Source organism: Streptacidiphilus albus JL83, assembly GCF_000744705.1.
GTDB classification, from domain to species: domain Bacteria; phylum Actinomycetota; class Actinomycetes; order Streptomycetales; family Streptomycetaceae; genus Streptacidiphilus; species Streptacidiphilus albus.
The window spans coordinates 4239924-4255618 of record NZ_JQML01000001.1 but is presented as its reverse complement, the minus strand read 5'-3'; the positions used below and the strand labels follow the sequence as shown (position 1 = coordinate 4255618).

General features: G+C 71.7%; 16 protein-coding genes. 12 read left to right on the top strand and 4 right to left on the bottom strand.

Features of this window, described 5'->3' with window-relative positions:
- The first annotated feature begins 154 nt into the window (after positions 1-154).
- The 7 genes from BS75_RS18300 (at position 155) to BS75_RS18270 (ending at position 6430) form a co-directional block, all read left to right on the top strand.
- Complete coding sequence (locus BS75_RS18300; RefSeq protein WP_152645910.1) at positions 155-589, top strand: Lrp/AsnC family transcriptional regulator; 435 nt, start codon at positions 155-157, stop codon at positions 587-589.
- Positions 590-659: 70 nt separating this feature from the next.
- Positions 660-1448, top strand: a complete 789-nt coding sequence (locus tag BS75_RS18295; protein WP_034089016.1) for an alpha/beta hydrolase family protein — start codon at positions 660-662, stop codon at positions 1446-1448.
- 130 nt (positions 1449-1578) lie between these two features.
- Complete coding sequence (locus tag BS75_RS18290) at positions 1579-2961, top strand: family 2B encapsulin nanocompartment shell protein (RefSeq protein ID WP_034089015.1); 1383 nt, start codon at positions 1579-1581, stop codon at positions 2959-2961.
- Positions 2962-3028: 67 nt separating this feature from the next.
- Complete coding sequence (locus BS75_RS18285; RefSeq protein ID WP_034089014.1) at positions 3029-3787, top strand: bestrophin-like domain; 759 nt, start codon at positions 3029-3031, stop codon at positions 3785-3787.
- 184 nt (positions 3788-3971) lie between these two features.
- Positions 3972-4478, top strand: a complete 507-nt coding sequence (locus tag BS75_RS18280; RefSeq protein WP_034089013.1) for a SigE family RNA polymerase sigma factor — start codon at positions 3972-3974, stop codon at positions 4476-4478.
- A gap of 56 nt (positions 4479-4534) precedes the next feature.
- The gene (locus tag BS75_RS18275) at positions 4535-5758 is read left to right on the top strand and encodes a hypothetical protein (protein ID WP_034089012.1); all 1224 of its coding nucleotides are present in this window, start codon (positions 4535-4537) and stop codon (positions 5756-5758) included.
- A gap of 48 nt (positions 5759-5806) precedes the next feature.
- Positions 5807-6430, top strand: a complete 624-nt coding sequence (locus tag BS75_RS18270; RefSeq protein WP_034089011.1) for a GNAT family N-acetyltransferase — start codon at positions 5807-5809, stop codon at positions 6428-6430.
- A gap of 63 nt (positions 6431-6493) precedes the next feature.
- On the opposite strand, the gene BS75_RS18265 is transcribed toward BS75_RS18270, so the two are convergent.
- Positions 6494-6982, bottom strand: a complete 489-nt coding sequence (locus BS75_RS18265) for a hypothetical protein (protein ID WP_034089010.1) — start codon at positions 6980-6982, stop codon at positions 6494-6496.
- A gap of 114 nt (positions 6983-7096) precedes the next feature.
- Between BS75_RS18265 and arfB the strand changes: the two genes are divergently transcribed.
- Positions 7097-7525 (top strand): alternative ribosome rescue aminoacyl-tRNA hydrolase ArfB, encoded by a 429-nt coding sequence (gene arfB, locus BS75_RS18260; protein ID WP_034089009.1) that lies wholly within the window; start codon positions 7097-7099, stop codon positions 7523-7525.
- A 22-nt stretch (positions 7526-7547) separates the two neighbouring features.
- Here arfB and BS75_RS18255 read toward each other — a convergent pair whose 3' ends face one another.
- Complete coding sequence (locus tag BS75_RS18255) at positions 7548-8129, bottom strand: flavin reductase family protein (RefSeq protein ID WP_081982419.1); 582 nt, start codon at positions 8127-8129, stop codon at positions 7548-7550.
- A 428-nt stretch (positions 8130-8557) separates the two neighbouring features.
- Between BS75_RS18255 and BS75_RS18250 the strand changes: the two genes are divergently transcribed.
- From BS75_RS18250 to BS75_RS18240, 3 genes are all read left to right on the top strand, one after another.
- On the top strand, positions 8558-10246 hold the full coding sequence (locus tag BS75_RS18250) for a diguanylate cyclase (protein ID WP_034089008.1): 1689 nt from the start codon (positions 8558-8560) through the stop codon (positions 10244-10246).
- A gap of 183 nt (positions 10247-10429) precedes the next feature.
- The gene (locus BS75_RS18245) at positions 10430-10819 is read left to right on the top strand and encodes a hypothetical protein (protein WP_034089007.1); all 390 of its coding nucleotides are present in this window, start codon (positions 10430-10432) and stop codon (positions 10817-10819) included.
- Entirely contained in the window at positions 10816-11436 is a 621-nt protein-coding gene (locus BS75_RS18240) for a carbohydrate-binding protein (RefSeq protein ID WP_156164265.1), read from the top strand. Before BS75_RS18245 ends, BS75_RS18240 begins: the two co-directional genes overlap by 4 nt.
- A gap of 94 nt (positions 11437-11530) precedes the next feature.
- Here the strand turns inward: BS75_RS18240 and nagA are convergent, their stop codons facing one another.
- Complete coding sequence (gene nagA / locus BS75_RS18235; protein ID WP_034089005.1) at positions 11531-12733, bottom strand: N-acetylglucosamine-6-phosphate deacetylase; 1203 nt, start codon at positions 12731-12733, stop codon at positions 11531-11533.
- A complete protein-coding gene (locus BS75_RS18230; RefSeq protein WP_034089004.1) occupies positions 12730-13674 on the bottom strand; it encodes an ROK family protein in 945 nt (314 codons plus the stop codon). Before BS75_RS18230 ends, nagA begins: the two co-directional genes overlap by 4 nt.
- Before the next feature lie 569 nt (positions 13675-14243).
- Between BS75_RS18230 and BS75_RS18225 the strand changes: the two genes are divergently transcribed.
- A complete protein-coding gene (locus BS75_RS18225; protein ID WP_152645911.1) occupies positions 14244-15509 on the top strand; it encodes an extracellular solute-binding protein in 1266 nt (421 codons plus the stop codon).
- The last annotated feature ends 186 nt before the right edge of the window (positions 15510-15695 follow it).

Sequence of the window (15695 nt, the reverse complement as noted above, 5' to 3'; positions counted from 1 at the left end):
GCACGTCTCCATCTGCGCCGCACCGTTGCGCCGCACGATCATTCTGCGTCGATCCGGGCGCGCGATGAATGGCCGTCGCAGCCCACTTCGCCGATGTTGCCTACCATGCACAAGGCAGACAGTGCGGATGGATTGTCGATCGGAAGGACCGGGGATGGACGCGTTGGACCGGCGGCTGCTGGCCGAACTGCAGCAGGACGCGAGGCTCTCCTTCAACGAGCTCTCGCGGCGGGTGAACCTGTCCTCCCCGGCGGTGGCCGAGCGGGTGCGGCGGCTGGAGGCCTCCGGGGTGCTGAAGGGCTACCACGCCGAGGTCGACCTGGTCCGCGCCGGACTCCCGGTGAGCGCCCTGGTGCAGGTGCAGTGCTACGGGCCGCGCTGCGTGCTGCGCGACCCCGCCGTCCGCGGCTGGCCGGAGGTGCTCCAACTGCACCGGGTGACCGGGGGAGCGTGCTGTGTGCTGATGGTGGCGGTGGCGTCGATGGCGGAGTTCGAGGCGCTGATCGACCGAGTGGCGGAGTACGGGCAGCCCTCCAGCACCATGATCCTTTCCAGTCCCGTACTCTGGCGCCCGGTCGAGCCGGCCTGAGCTCCGTCGCGGGGCCGGTCCGCAGCAGCGGGGCCCGACCTGCCGCCGAGGCACCAGAGGGAGCCGACCGATGAGCCGAGACATTCTCAGCCGACCCGCGCCGCCGCCGGACCACACCGCCCGCTACGGCGACCGCCCGGAACAGGTCGCCGACCTGCGGCTGCCCCGGGGCGCGGCGGACACCCTGGTGGTGCTGATCCACGGCGGCTTCTGGTCGGACCGGTACGACCGGGCCCACGTGGGCCCGCTGGCCGATGCGCTGGCCCGGGCCGGCTATGCGGTGGTGGTGCCCGAGTACCGCCGGATCGGACCCTCCGGCGGGGGCTGGCCGGGGACCTTCGACGACATCGCGACCTTCTGCGAGACGCTCGGCGCGATCTCCGCCGCGCACGGGATCCGGCCCCGGCGCACGGTGCTGCTCGGCCACTCGGCCGGCGGCCAGCTCGCGCTGTGGGCGGCGGCCCGGCACCGGCTCCCGATCGACTGCGGCTGGCACAGCTCCTGGCGGCCCGACGGCGTGGTCTCGCTCGCCGGATGCAACTCCCTGGAACTGACCGACGCCTGGGGTCTGGAGGACGGCGTCGCCGCCCGGCTGCTCGGCGGCGGCCCGGACCGGGTGCCCGGACGCTACGCGCTGGCCGACCCGATGGCGCTGCTGCCGCTCGGCGTCCCGGTGACGCTGCTGCACGGGACCGAGGACGTCCAGGTGCCGTTGGCGATGAGCCGGGTGTACGCCGAGCGGGCCGAAAGCGCGGGCGACAGCGTGAAGTCGGTCGAATTCCTGGGGCTCGACCACTTCGACCTGATTGACCCGGAGTCCGTCGTCTGGCCCGATCTGCTCTCCGCGCTGGAGAACTGACGCTGCATCATTTCGCAATTACCCCGATCCGGAATCGAACATGCTCACTCGATCGGGGAATGGCCCGGCACCCCCGACACCGTCACTCTGGAAGCGCACGTCACACCGGCTTCTGGGGAGACAGCTAGAGATGACTGAACAGCAGACCGCTCTCGGCACAGCCGCAGCGAAGAACCTCGCGACGACGACCAAGACGCCGCCGCAGATGCAGGGCATCACCTCGCGCTGGCTGCTGAAGATGCTGCCCTGGGTCCAGGTCAGCGGCGGCAGCTACCGCGTCAACAGGCGTCTCAGCTATGCGATCGGCTGCGGGCGGCTCAGCTTCACCCAGACCGGCTCCGCAGTAACGATTGTTCCGCCGACCCTCGCCGAACTGCCGCTGCTGCGTGGCCTGGACGACCAGGCCCTGCTCACCGAGCTGGCCGGACGCTTCCAGCAGCGCGAGTTCGAGCCCGGCGAGGTCCTGGCCGAGCGCGGGGTGCCGGTCGGCCATGTCCTGGTGGTCGCCCACGGAAAGGTCCGTAAGCTGGGTGACGGCAAGTTCGGCGACAGCGAGGCGGTGCTCGGCACCCTCTCCAACGGTGCCCACTTCGGTGACGAGACCCTGCTCGATGACGGCGCCACCTGGGACTACACCGCCAAGGCGGCCACCGCCGGCACCCTGCTGGTGCTGCCGCGCGAGGCCTTCGCCGACCTGCTCGGCCGCTCCCCGGAACTGCGCGAGCAGGTCGAGCGCTTCCGCGCCGACGCCGCCAGGGCCCAGGACAAGCACGGCCAGGCCGAGATCGCCCTGGCGGCCGGCCACGAGGGCGAGGAGGAGCTGCCCGGCAGCTTCGTCGACTACGAACTGACGCCGCGCGAGTACGAGTTGAGCGTTGCCCAGACCGTGCTGCAGGTCCACAGCCGGGTCGCCGACCTCTACAACCAGCCGATGAACCAGATCGAGCAGCAGCTGAAGCTCACCGTCCAGGCGCTGCGCGAGCGCCAGGAGCACGAGATGGTCAACAACCCGGACTTCGGGCTGCTGGCCAACGCCGACCACGAGCAGCGGATCCAGACCCACGGCGGCCCGCCGAGCCCGGACGACCTGGACGAACTGCTCTCCCGTCGCCGGGGGACCAAGATCTTCCTGGCCCACCCCCGGGCCATCGCCGCCTTCGGCCGCGAGTGCAACCGGCTCGGCCTCTACCCGGACACGGTGGACGTCGAGGGCCACCGGATCCCGTCCTGGCGCGGGGTGCCGATCTTCCCGTGCAACAAGATCCCGATCAACGGCGGCAACACCAGCTCGATCCTGGCGCTGCGCACCGGCGAGGACAACCAGGGCGTGGTCGGGCTGCACCAGACCGGCCTGCCGGACGAGTACGAGCCCAGCCTCTCGGTGCGGTTCATGGGCATCAACGAGAAGGCCGTGATCCAGTACCTGGTCAGCGCCTACTACTCGGCGGCGATCCTGGTCCCGGACGCCCTCGGCGTACTGGAGAACGTGGAGGTCGCCCGGCAGTACGGCTGAGCCGCACCGTTCTCGCGTCCGCGGCGGGCCGGTCGACAGGCCGGCCCGCTCGATCGAAGGGGGCTCATTGAACTGGTCCGACGTCGTCATCTTCGTACTGTCCATGGCCGGGATCGCCTGCGGGCTCTGGGTGGTCCAACGGCTGGTCCCGCACCACCGCCGCGAGGGCCAGAACGAGGTGGCCGGCTTCATCTTCGCCGGGGTCGGTGTCCTGTACGCGGTGCTGCTGGGCTTCGTGGTGATCTCGGTCTGGGGGAACGTCGGTGCGGCCCAGCAGAACACCTTCAGCGAGGCCGACTCACTCGCCGGGGTCTACTGGATCTCCCGCTCGATGCCGCTCCCGGTGGGGGCCGAGATCGAGAAGGACACCCTCGCCTACGCCAACACCGTCGAGAACTCCGAGTGGTCGCTGATGGTCGACCACAGGAGCAGCCCGCAGGCCACCGATCTGGTCTACCAGATCCGCTCGCTGGTCTACGGCTACCAGCCGGTCACCGCCCAGCAGCAGGTGCTCTACGACCATGCGGTCACCGATGTCGAGAACCTCGCGTCGGCCAGACGCGAGCGGCTCAACGAGGTGAGCGACTCGGTCCCGGCGATCCTGTGGGTCGCGCTGATCGCCGGCGGGGTGCTGACGGTCGGGTTCACCTTTCTCTTCGGGCTGTCGAACAGCGTGGCCCACGGCCTGATGGTGCTGTCCCTGGGGGCGCTGGTGGTGGTCTCGCTGATCCTGATCAAGGAGATGGACTACCCCTTCGCCGGGGTGACCCGGGTGGATCCGACCGCCTTCCAGGTCTTCCTGAGCAGGCTGCCCCCACCCCGCTGAACCCGCGGTGGTGAACCGCACTGCCGTATCCTCCCCGGGCGGGGTACAGGTCGGAACCGACCTGTACCCCGCCCGTCGGATTTTTCTCGGTTCCCCCCGTAACGCGGTCCGCCGTCGCCGCGTCATAGGGGCGGGAAACGAAGGCCGGGGGGACCGGCGGGACCGAGCACGGGGTGGACGAGGCGTGAAGCAGGAACAGGTCGACGAGTTCGTCGAGTTCGCCACCAACCGGAGCGGCCAGCTCTACCGGTCGGCCTGCCTGCTCGCCGGGGGCGACGTCCACCTGGCCGAGGACCTGGTGCAGGAGACCCTGGGCCGGGTCTATCTGAACTGGCGCCGGGTGTCGGCGGCCGACAACCCGGTGGCCTACGCCCACACCGTGCTGGCCCGGACCTTCATCAGCCACAAGCGGCGGCGCAGCAGCGGCGAGCAACCGACCGGCTACGTCGCCGAGGCCGCCGTCCGCGAGGGCGACTCCGCGACCCGGATCGCCCTGCTCGAAGCTCTGGGCCGGCTGGCCTACCGCGACCGGGCGGTGCTGGTCCTGCGCTACTGGGAGGACCGCAGCGTCGAGGAGACCGGCGCGATCCTGCGGATGACCGCCGGGGTGGTCCGCGCCGCGTGCTCCCGCGCGCTGACCCGGCTGCGCGGCGTCCTCGGCACCAGCCTGGGCGACTTCGCCCAGCACTAGGAGCTGTACCCCCTACTTGCCACGTGCCTTCCCGATGACAGAGATGGTGATCAGTCATGCCCTTCGAGGACGAGCTCGGCGCAGCATTCCAGGACACGGCGCGGTCCTTCCAACCGGACCTGGTCACCCTGGTCAACGGCGGCCTCGCGGACGGCCGTCGGCGCCGCCGCCGGCGGACGGCCGGGATCCTGGGCGGCGTCACCGCGCTGGCCGTGGCGGCCGTCGTCGGCGGCACGGTGCTGCCGGGCGCGCTGAAGGACAACCGCTCGCAGATCGGTGCGGCCTCCGTGTACGGCACGCCGGTCCCGCGTCACCCGACCGGACCGCTGCTCTCCGCGCAGTGGATGAACAGCACGCTGGCCGGGCTGCTGCCCTCCGGCTCGGTGTTCGCACCCGCCGGCACCGGCCCGCGCGGCACCGCCGCCGTGGTCCTGGACGACGGCAAGGGGGCCGCGCTGATCGACTTCTCGCTGACCAGGGTGGCCCCCGGCGGCGGGGTGCCGGACTGCCCCGCCGCCTCCGCCGTGCCGAACACGGTGTGCACGGCCGGGACGCTGGCGGGCGGCGGCCGGTTCGTGTTCGAGCAGGGCTACGAGTACCCGACCCGGACCACCTCCGCCGAGGACTGGAGCGGCACGGTGACCTTCGCCGACGGCGGGCAGCTGCAGTTGGAGGAGTGGAACGCGCCGGCCGAGAAGGGGGCGGCCACCACCAGGAAGAACCCGCCGCTGACCGCCGCGCAGGTCCGGGCCGTCCTCACCGCCGAGGACTGGACGCCGGCGCTGGCGGCGCTCCCGAAGCCCGCTCCGGTGACGCAGCCCCCGGTCCCGGGCGACACCACCGAGGCGCACATTCTGGCCACGCTCGGGAAGCTGTTCCCGAAGGGGATCACCACCTCGGGGGAGAGCGGCCAGGCCGGCTACGTCTCGGTCGAGCTCGACGACGGCCGCGGCCCGGCGCTGTTCCAGGTCAACGTCCAGCACTGGGACCTGAATTCGAGCCTCACCGATCCGAACAGCGACGCCTCCGCGATGTTCCAGTTGTTCGCCGCCGCCACGACGCTGGGCAACGGCGACAAGCTGCTGCTCAGCCAGGAGGGTGCGGAGAAGGGCGGCTCCGGCGCGGTCCAGCGGGTGGCGGACCTGCTCCAGCCCGACGGGCTGCGCGTCGTGGTCATGGAGTTCAACTCCACCGCCCAGGGCACGGCCGCGACCCGTCCGCTGCCGGTGCTGACCCTGGCGCAGCTCCGGGCGATCGTCACCAGCCCGCTCTGGAAGTAACCGGATCCGGTCGGTCGGGCCTCCAGCCGGCTGTGCCAAGCTGGCGGGATGCCGACCATACGCGCCTACCGCCCGGCCGACCGGGAAGCCTGCTACGACGTCTGCGTCCGCACCGGTGACGCCGGTGCGGACGCGACCGCGCTCTACCGGGACCCGCGGATCCTGCCGGAGATCTTCACCGGGCCCTATGTCGACCTGGAGCCGGAGTTCGCCTTCGTCCTCGCCGACGAGGCGGACACGGCGATCGGCTACATCATCGGGACCCCCGACACCCGCCGCTTCGTGGCCGAGTACCGGCGCAGCTGGCTGCCGGTGGTCGGGCCGCGCTACCCCGAGGGCGGCGGCGAGGGGCCGGATGCCGAGCGGATCGCCCAACTGCACCACCCGGAGTGGATGCTGGACGGCGAGGTGCCCGACCGGTACCCCGCCCACCTCCACATCGACCTGCTGCCGCAGGCCCAGGGGCAGGGCGCGGGACGGGCGATGGTCGCCGCCTTCCTGGCGGCGGTGCGCGCGGCCGGCGCGCCCCGGGTGCACCTCGGCATGGCCGCGGGCAACAGCGGGGCGCTCGCCTTCTACCAGCGGCTGGGCTTCCACCGGCTGGACGTCCACGGGACTCCGGCGGCGGCGCCGTCCGGGGCGCTGCTGCTCGGGCGCAGCACCGAGCCCTGACCCCGCTGCGCCCGGGTTCAGGGCGCCCGGAGGCCGGGACCCGGGTCTCAGGGCGTCCGGCGCTCAGGGCATCCGGGGAAAGCGGGCCTGGAGCTCCCAGACGGCCGGGTTGTCGGCCAGGCCCTCGTGCATGTCGGCCAGGTCGGCGATCACGTCGTGCAGGAAGTCCCGGGCCTCGCGCCGCAGTTCGCCGTGGCGGACGGTGAGCGGCGGGGCCTCGGTCCAGTCCGCGCGGATCTCCACCCAGTTGAAGCGGCGGCTGAAGCGCAGCAGGTCGGCCGACTCGGTGAAGTCCAGCTCGGACTGCTGGAGCGCACTGGAGCGGCCGCCGGCCGGGTCGCGGTCGATCTCCTCGACGATGTCGCAGACGGCCCAGGCGAAGTCCAGCACCGGCACCCAGCCCCAGGAGGTGGCCAGCTCGCCGCCCTCGGCCTCCAGATGGATGTCACCGCAGAAGAGGTCGTGCCGCAGGCTGCGGACGCCGACGCTGCGGTAGTCGGTCTGCGGGGGGTCGGGGAAGCGGTTGGACAGGGAGTAGCCGAGCTCGATCACGCGCCGATCGTCCCACGCTTTCGGCACCGCCCCGACGTCCGCCCCCGACGCCCGCCCCGACGGGTCGGCCTTAATGCCTGGCGCGGAGGGCCGGGCAGCGGCGACCATGGAGCCATGTCCCTCCCCGTCCGCGTCCGCGGCTCGGTCGTCCTGCCCGACGCCGAGCTCCAGTGGCGTTTCTCGCGCTCCTCCGGCCCCGGCGGCCAGCATGTGAACACCAGCGACAGCCAGGTCGAGCTCCGCTTCGACCTCGGCGCCTCCGAGGCGCTGCCGCAGGTGTGGAAGGAGCGGGCGCTGGAGCGCCTCTCCGGGCGGCTCACGGACGGCGGGGTGCTCATCGTCAAGGCGTCCGAGCACCGCTCCCAGTGGCGCAACCGGGAGGCCGCGGCGGTCCGGCTGGGGGCGCTGCTGAGCGAGGCGGTCGCACCCCCGCCGCGCAGCCGTCGGCCGACCCGGCCGAGCCGGGGCATGGTCGAGCGCCGACTGACCGACAAGAAGCGCCGCGCGGACGTCAAGCGCGGCCGTTCCGGGCGGTTCGACTGACCCGCCCGCCGCGGCCCGGCGCTCAGCCCAGCCGGCGGTACTGCCCGCGGAAGTAGACCAGCGGCTCGCCGTCGGAGTTGTCCGCCCTGGCCTCCAGCACCCGGCCGATCAGCAGCAGGTGGTCGCCCGCGGTCACCCGCTGCTCGGTGCGGCACTCCACCGTCGCCAGCGCCCCGGTCACCAGCGGCGCCCCGCTCGCCGCGCCGCGCCCGTGCGGCAGGTCGGCGAAGAGCAGCCGGTCGCTCACCCGGCCCTTCATGGCGAACCTGGCAGCCGTCGTCCGCTGCTCGGCGGCGAGGATCGAGACCGCCCAGCGGTCGATCCGGGAGAGCGCCTCCTCCATCCGCGAGTCGGCCCGGACGGACACCAGGACCAGCGGGGGCTCCAGCGAGACGGAGAGGAACGCCGTGGCGGTCATCCCGATGTCCTCGCCCCGCGCCCCCTCCTCCGGGTCGTGCGCGGTGAGCAGCACCACGCCGGAGGCGAGGTGCCCGAGCGCGGCGCGGAACTCCTCCGGTGAGGCCTCGCTGCCGACAGGTTCTGGGGTGGTCGTGGTTGCGATGTACACCTGAGCACCGTATCCGCGTCCGAGGGCAGGTCGCATCGGCCGTGCGACCTAGCAGCGGGTGCGACCGAGGTCCTAGTGACAGGTCCCGGACAAACGGGTTTGGATTCGGGCCGGGGGGTCGACGGGCCCGGTCGGGGCCGTTGACGCGCCATTGACACCCAGGAATGAACGAATTGCATGTCCGCAAGCCCTCCGAGGCTTCATTTGTTGTCTGAAGCGGCCGATGTCGAAGGGGGCTGCTGGGGCGGGATTGGCGGGGTTTGTCCTGAATGAACTGCTTATCACCGGTCGACAGTTGTGTGAGTTGGGTCACAAGTGACGTCCATTTGCTGACCCAGCGTGCCTATTGGTGTGCTCCCTGTGATTCAGTTTGCTTGGCAATCGGACGATAGGAAAAGACGGAGGGATCCACCCAGGGTCCCGGGGGCGAGACCGCTGCGTCGCTGTCACGGAGGGAGCGCGTGATGGACACCGAGTCGGAGCCGTACGTCCGGCTTGAGACCCTGCGCAGCCTGCACCGCGTCATAGCGGACCTCAACGCGGCCCGCAGCCTCGCCGGGACGCTGCAGGCCGTGGTGGAGGGGGCGGTGACCGGTCTCGGCTACGAGGCGGCCGCCGTCAACCTGGTGCGGCCCGACGGCGACCTGGTCGTCGCCGCGGTCTGGGAGCTCGACGAGGACGGCGAGCCGGACAGCGGGATCGACACCATGCTCGGCCGGACGGGCTCCCGGGACTCCTGGAACCGGCTGCTGGCGGTCGGTGAGAAGTGGGGCCCGCTGGTCTTCGTCCCCCGCGAGCGCTCCTGGGCCAGCCCTCCCGACATCCCCACCTGGGGCGGCGGACGCGGCATCGACTCCCCGGTCGAGGAGGACTGGCACGTCGACGACTTCCTGTTCGCCCCGATGCACAGCCTCGGCGGCGAACTGCTCGGCGTGCTCTCGGTGGACCGGCCGCGCAACGGGCGGCGCCCCGGCGCCTGGGGCCGCGAGGCGCTGGCGATGTTCAGCCAGCAGGCCGGCATCGCCATCGGCAACGCCCGGCTGCGGGCCGAGATGCAGCGCGCGCTGGTCCGCTTCGAGCGCGAGCAGCAGACCCTGCGCGCCAGCGAGGAGAGCTACCGCCAGGCGTTCGAGTACGCCCCGAGCGGGATGGCCATCACCGAGCTGCACGATGTCGCCGGCGGTCGGCTCACCCGGGTCAACGACGCCCTCTGCCGGCTGCTCGGGCGGCCCAGGGCGTCGCTGGAGCGCTACAGCTTCGTCGACCTGGTCCACCCGGAGGACGAGCAGAAGCTGCGCCGGGTGGCCGAGAACGGCCGGGCGGAGGTCCGACTGTCCCGTCGGGACGGCGGCTACCTCTGGGTCCACCTGCGCAACTCGGTGGTCGCCGACACCGCCGAGGGCGTGCGCTTCCTGCTCACCCACGTCGAGGACATCGAGGACCGGAAGCGGCACGAGCTCCAGCTCGCGCACCGGGCCAGCCACGACGGGCTGACCGGGCTGCCGAACGCGGCCGAGCTGCGGATCCGGCTGCGGATGCGGCTGTGCGACCGCCCGCAGGCGCTGGACGGGGGCGCCGACCTCCTCGCCGAGGAGAGCCACAGCTACGGCCTGTCGACCTACGAGAGCCTCTACAGCGGTCCGGCCGAGGCCTACGAGACGGCGGGCTTCGAGCACGTGCACGCGGTGCTGCCGGACGACCCGGCGGCCGAGGCCCCGGGCGGACGCGGGCTCGCGGTGGTCTTCTGCGACCTGGACGGCTTCAAGTCGATCAACGACCGCTTCGGGCACAGCGCCGGCGACGCGGTGCTGATCGAGGTGGCCCGCAGGCTCCAGCACGTGGTCCGCGAGGGCGACACGGTGGCCCGGCTCGGCGGCGACGAGTTCGTGGTCCTGGCCGACGGCGTCGGCCGGGAGGAGGCCCGGGATCTGGCCGGGCGGCTGCGGACCGCGATCACCCCGCCGATCCGGGTCGAGGGCGGCCGTACGGTGCGGGTCGGTGTGAGTCTGGGCATCGGCTGGGCAGGCTGCGGTATGACCATCGACGAGGTACTGCACACCGCTGACGAGCGGATGTATCTGGAGAAGCGCTCCCGCGCAGGTGGGACCGGCAACAACCCCTCCGGCGGGCGCTCCCACCGCCGCGCGGGCTGACCGCGGGCCGGTCCCGGCCTTACCTCTCTGTCACACGTTCGAGGTAGTGTGCCGCACACGGGGGCGCCCGCCCTCCGGCGTGCGCGAGGGTGCTTCGCCCTGATTCGATCATGTACGTTGACCTTGTCCCGTCTGCCGTGCCGGAGCGGAGGGACAAGCCACCACAGGGGAGTTGACGACTCGATGACAGCCGAGGACAACGGCGTGCCCGAGGACGACGACCCGTTCGCCTACCTCTACCGCGGCCAGGAGGGCGAGGCCCCCCGGTCCGCGCCCCAGCCCGGCGTGCCGCGCACCTCCTACCAGCAGGCGACGCAGGTCGGCCGCACCCAGTACGGCCAGCGGCCGCAGCCGGGAGCCTACGGTCAGCCGCAGGTCCCGCAGCAGCAGCCCTACCAGCAGCCCGGCCAGCAGCAGCAGTTCCAGCAGCCCGGTCAGCAACAGGGCCAGCAGCCCGGTCAGCAGTACGGCCAGCAGGCCGCGCCGACCGGACCGCCGCAGGGCGGCGGCCGGGCCGGTGGCCGGGCCGGCGGCGGCGCGGGCGGGGCCGGGGCGGCAGCAACCGCGCGGTGATGCTCGGCGCGGCCGGCGTGGTGCTGGCCGTGGTCATCGGCATCAGCGTGGCGCTGCTCCACAACAGCCCCCCGAAGTCCTCCGCCACGGCGGAGGGCAGCGGTTCGGCCGGTGCCAGCAGCACCGCTTCGGCCTCGGTCAGCCCCTCCGCCTCGGCCTCGGCCTCGGCGGCGCTCCCGGGGGCGACCAACGTCTCCGGCATGACGCTCGGCGGCAACGCGGTGGTGATGAACAACCACACCGGCGGCGCCTCCACCGACGGCAAGTTCGTCCCGCTGACGGCCGCCGGGATGAGCATCACCTGGGCCAATGTCACCGTGCCGACCGCCGGGCAGTACACCTTCTGGGTGCACTACGCCAACGCGGCCGGCAGCACCTCGCAGGACCCGTTCACGATGACCGTCAACGGCAAGCAGACCAGCCAGACGATCAACCTGCAGAACTGGATCTCGGGCAACACCGACTGGGACAAGGCCTGGCAGCGCTCGTACGCCTCGGTGACGCTCAACGCCGGCAGCAACACCATCGCCCTGAGCTACGGCGGCGGCAGCTCGGCCGGGATCAATGTCGACCAGCTCGCGCTGACCGTTTCCAGCAGCACCCCGCCCTGGAACTAGCCGACCCGGGAACCGACGGACACGCGAGCGGCCTGCCATCCCCCCGGGGTGGCAGGCCGCTCGCGTCGTCGGAGGCGTCGGCGGGCGTCGGGCGTCAGGCCGGGGCCGGCACCCGGAAGGCGTCCGCGCCGACGACCCACTCGCCCCGGCGCATCACCGCGACCACCTGGTGGTCGGCGTCCAGGACCACCAGGTCGGCGTACTTGCCGGGCTCCAGCGAGCCGACCCGGTCGTCCAGGCCGAGCTGCCTGGCCGGGTTCAGCGAGAGCACCTGGGCGGCGCGCTCCAGCGACAGGCCGTTGAGGGTCACCGCGCGGCGGAAGGCGACGTCCAGGGTGAGCGTGCTGCCGGCGATGGAGCCGCCCTCGACCAGCCGGGCGACGCCGTTCTCCACCCGGACCTGGAGCGGGCCCAGCGGGTACAGGCCGTCGCCGAAGCCGGCCGCCGACATGGCGTCGGTGACCAGGGCGACCCGGTCCAGACCGGCGCCCTTCATGGCCAGGTCGATCACGGCCGGGTGCAGGTGCACCCCGTCGCCGATCAGCTCCACGGTGACCCGCTCGTCCTCCAGCAGCGCCACGATCGGGCCCGGCGCGCGGTGGCCGATGGCCGGCATGGCGTTGAAGAGGTGGGTGGCGACGGTCGCACCGGCGTCGATGCCGGCCAGCACCTGGTCGTAGCCGGCGTCGGTGTGGCCGACGGCGGCGATCACGCCGAGCTCGGCCAGCAGCCGGATGGACTCCAGGCCGCCGTCCAGCTCGGGAGCCAGGGTCAGCATCTTGGCGGTGCCCCGGGCGGCGTCGACCAGCTTGCGGACCAGCGCCGGGTCGGGGTCGCGGAGCAGGTCGGGCTGGTGCGCCCCGCAGCGGTTGATGCTGATGAACGGGCCCTCGAAGTGGACGCCGGCCAGCACGCCGTCCTCGACCAGCTCGCTGAGCACCGACGCCTGCCGGCAGATCTCGTCGATCTCGCCGGTGACGGTGGAGGCGACGGTGGTGGTGGTGCCGTGCTCCAGATGGGTCCGGGCGGCCGTCAGCGCCTCCTCGGCGATGCCGGAGGCGTAGGACGCCCCGCCGCCGCCGTGGACGTGCATGTCCACGAACCCGGGGACGACGGTGAAGCCGCCGAGGTCCAGCGCCGGCGGCCCGGACGCAGGGGCCTCGGGCAGCGCGCTCTCCGACGCTGCCGCCGCCTCGACGATCCGGCCGTTCTCGACGATCAGCCGCCCGTTGTCGACGACGCCGGTGGGCAGGACGAGCCTGGCCCCGGCCAGCACAGTGCGGTCCGCGTTGTTCACGCGGTCACCTCCAGTGAGAGCAGATCCCAGGCGAGCAGCCCTGCGCCCAGGCATCCGGCGGTGTCTTTGAGCATCGCCGGTACGAGCGCGGGCGGCACCTGGAACGTGATCCGCTCCAGGACTGCCTCGCGCAGGGGTGTGAACAGCGTGTCACCGGCCTCGGCGAGGCCGCCACCGATGATCACCGTTCGGGGGTCGAGCAGGCTCTGGGCGAAGATGATCCCGTCGGCCAGCGCGGCGACGGCATCGGACCAGACCTCCAGCGCCCGCTTGTCGCCGGCCTCGACGGCCCGCGCGCAGCCGGCCGCGTCGGCGTTCGGGTCGCCGCTGGCGGCGGCCCAGGCGCGGGTGACGGCGGAGGCGGAGGCCAGGGTCTCCAGACAGCCGCGTCCACCGCAGCCGCACGGCGGCCCGCCGGGCCGGACGACCACATGGCCGATCTCCCCGCCGTTGCCGTGGGCCCCGGCCTCGATCCGTCCGTCGATGCCGATGCCGCCGGCGATGCCGGTGCCCAGTGCGATGAACAGGAAGCGGTCGATGCCCTGTCCGGCGCCGATCCTGGCCTCGGCCAGGGCGCCGGTGCGGACGTCGTGGCCGAGCGCCACCGGCAGCGTGTGCCCGGCGTCGGCCAGCCGTTCGCTGAGGAGCCGGCGCATGGGCAGGTCGCGCCAGCCGAGGTTGCCGGAGAAGACGGCGATGCCGTTCTTCTCGTCGACCGTCCCGGGGACGACGACCCCGGCCGCGGCCGCGGCCGTGCCGTAGCGGCGCAGGCCCTCGTCGCGCAGGTGCGCGGCGAAGTCGAGGATGCCGTCGACGACGGCGTCCGTGCCGTGTTCCCGGCCGGTGGCTCGGCGCTCCACGTGCAGGAGCGTGCCGTCCTGGGCGACGAGTGCGGCTTTCATGCCGGTCCCGCCGACATCGAGTGCGATGACGTGCTTCACGGGGGACAGTCTCCCTTTCCTAGGGAGTAGAGGTCTAGTCCAGTTATTGGATTGGTCTGGTCCAAGTTTCGATCGGTGCGACCGCCCCCTGCCCGGCGACGGCCCCGCTCCCTGTTTCTCACGGAGAGTAGCGGTCGGTGTCAAGGGGCTTGAGCTGCACGGATGTCGAAAGGGGTGAGCCTGTGGTCTAGACCAAGTGGAAACGCAGGTGAACGGCCGGGTGATTCCGCAAGGGGGTTCGAGAAATTTCACTGTTGCGATCAGGAAACTGGTCACGGTAGGAGACATGACGGTGCATCAGATGACTGCCGCTGCCGGAATTACAGGTGGTTTGTCCGTAATGTCGTTGCGCAGGATGCAATGAAGTTCAGCGATTCGGTAAATGGTGTAGACCTCTTGACCGGCCCGCGGACAGACTTGCCGACACAACGGGGACGGCAGGTCTTCCGGTCCGAGCGGGTGGTCCCTCATCACGCCCGCCGGTCACAACTGCCGACCTTGGACTCAAATTCGGACCAGGCCAGGACCTGGTTCGCATCTGCGAAGGCGGTAGTTCGTTGAAGCGTCGTATGCTCGCTCTCTCTGCTCTCGGTGTTGCCGGCGCCATGGCCCTGACGGCCTGTAGCAGCAGCTCCTCCTCGAAGGCCTCGTCGGGCTCCAGTGGTGGTTCCACCACCATCAACCTGCTTGCCGCCGACTACGGCACGGCCGGTACCTCGAACAGCTCGCAGGCCTACTGGCAGGGCATCGCCACCGCCTTCCACGCCCAGAACCCGAGCATCACGGTCCATGTCCAGACGATCTCCTGGACCGACTGGCAGGCCAAGACCACGGCGATGTTCCAGGCCAAGCAGTACCCGGACATCCTGGAGGGCGACGCGCCCCAGCAGTTCGCCTCCGACAACCTGCTCTACCCGCTGAGCCAGGTCATGTCGGCGAGCACCATCGCCAACCTGATCCCGGTCTTCGAGAAGCAGGAGGAGAACAACGGCGTCGCCTACGGCGCCCCGTTCACCACCAGCGCCCGCGCCATGTTCTACAACAAGAAGCTCTTCGCGCAGGCCAAGATCACGACGCCGCCGACCACCTGGGACGAGCTGAAGGCCGACGCGGCGGCGATCAAGGCGCTGCCGGGCGGTAACGTGGGCTACGACATGCCGCTGGGCCCGGAGGAGGCGCAGGGCGAGTCGCTGATGTGGATGCTGGGCAACGGTGGCAACTACACCGACAGCTCGGGCAAGTACGCGATCAACTCGGCGCAGAACATCGCGACCTTCCAGTACATGCAGGGACTGGTCGCCGCCGGTGACACCGAGTCCGGCGCCGCCACCCAGAACCGCACCCAGGCCTGGGACGCGTTCGCGGCCGGCACGGTCGGCATGGTCGGCGGCTCCGGCGCGCTGATCCCGACCATCCAGTCCACCGGCAAGCTCACCGCCGCGGACTACGGCGTCGTCGCGATGCCCGGCAAGAGCGGCCCGCTGACCTCCGCCCTCGCCGTCCACGACGACATCACCGCCTTCAACACCGGCGGCCACGCGGCGCAGATCAAGGCGTTCCTGGACTTCGCCTACGCGGACAAGTACCAGGAGCAGTTCGACAACGAGTACGACCTGCTGCCGGCCACCACCTCCGCCTCGACCGCGCTCTCCGCGAGCAACCCGGTCGACGCCGGCTTCCTGGCGGCCGTGCCGAACGCGGTGCAGTACCCGACCAACACCAACTGGGACGCCGTCCTGGGCAAGATCAAGCCGACCATCGGCGCCGCGGTGAACAGCCCCAGCTCCCCGGCCTCCGTCCTGGGCACCCTGCAGACCTTCGCCCTGAACAACTAAGACCACTCGCAGCGCCTGCGGCCAGTGCGGCGTACCACCAGCCGCACTGGCCGCAGGCGCGCACCGATGGAGAAGACCATGACGCAATCGACCCACGCAGACGCGTTGGCGCCTGCGCCCGGGCAGGGCGGACCGGGCAAGGGCACACGACGTCCGGGCGGTTCACTGCGCCGTCTGGCTCGCGCA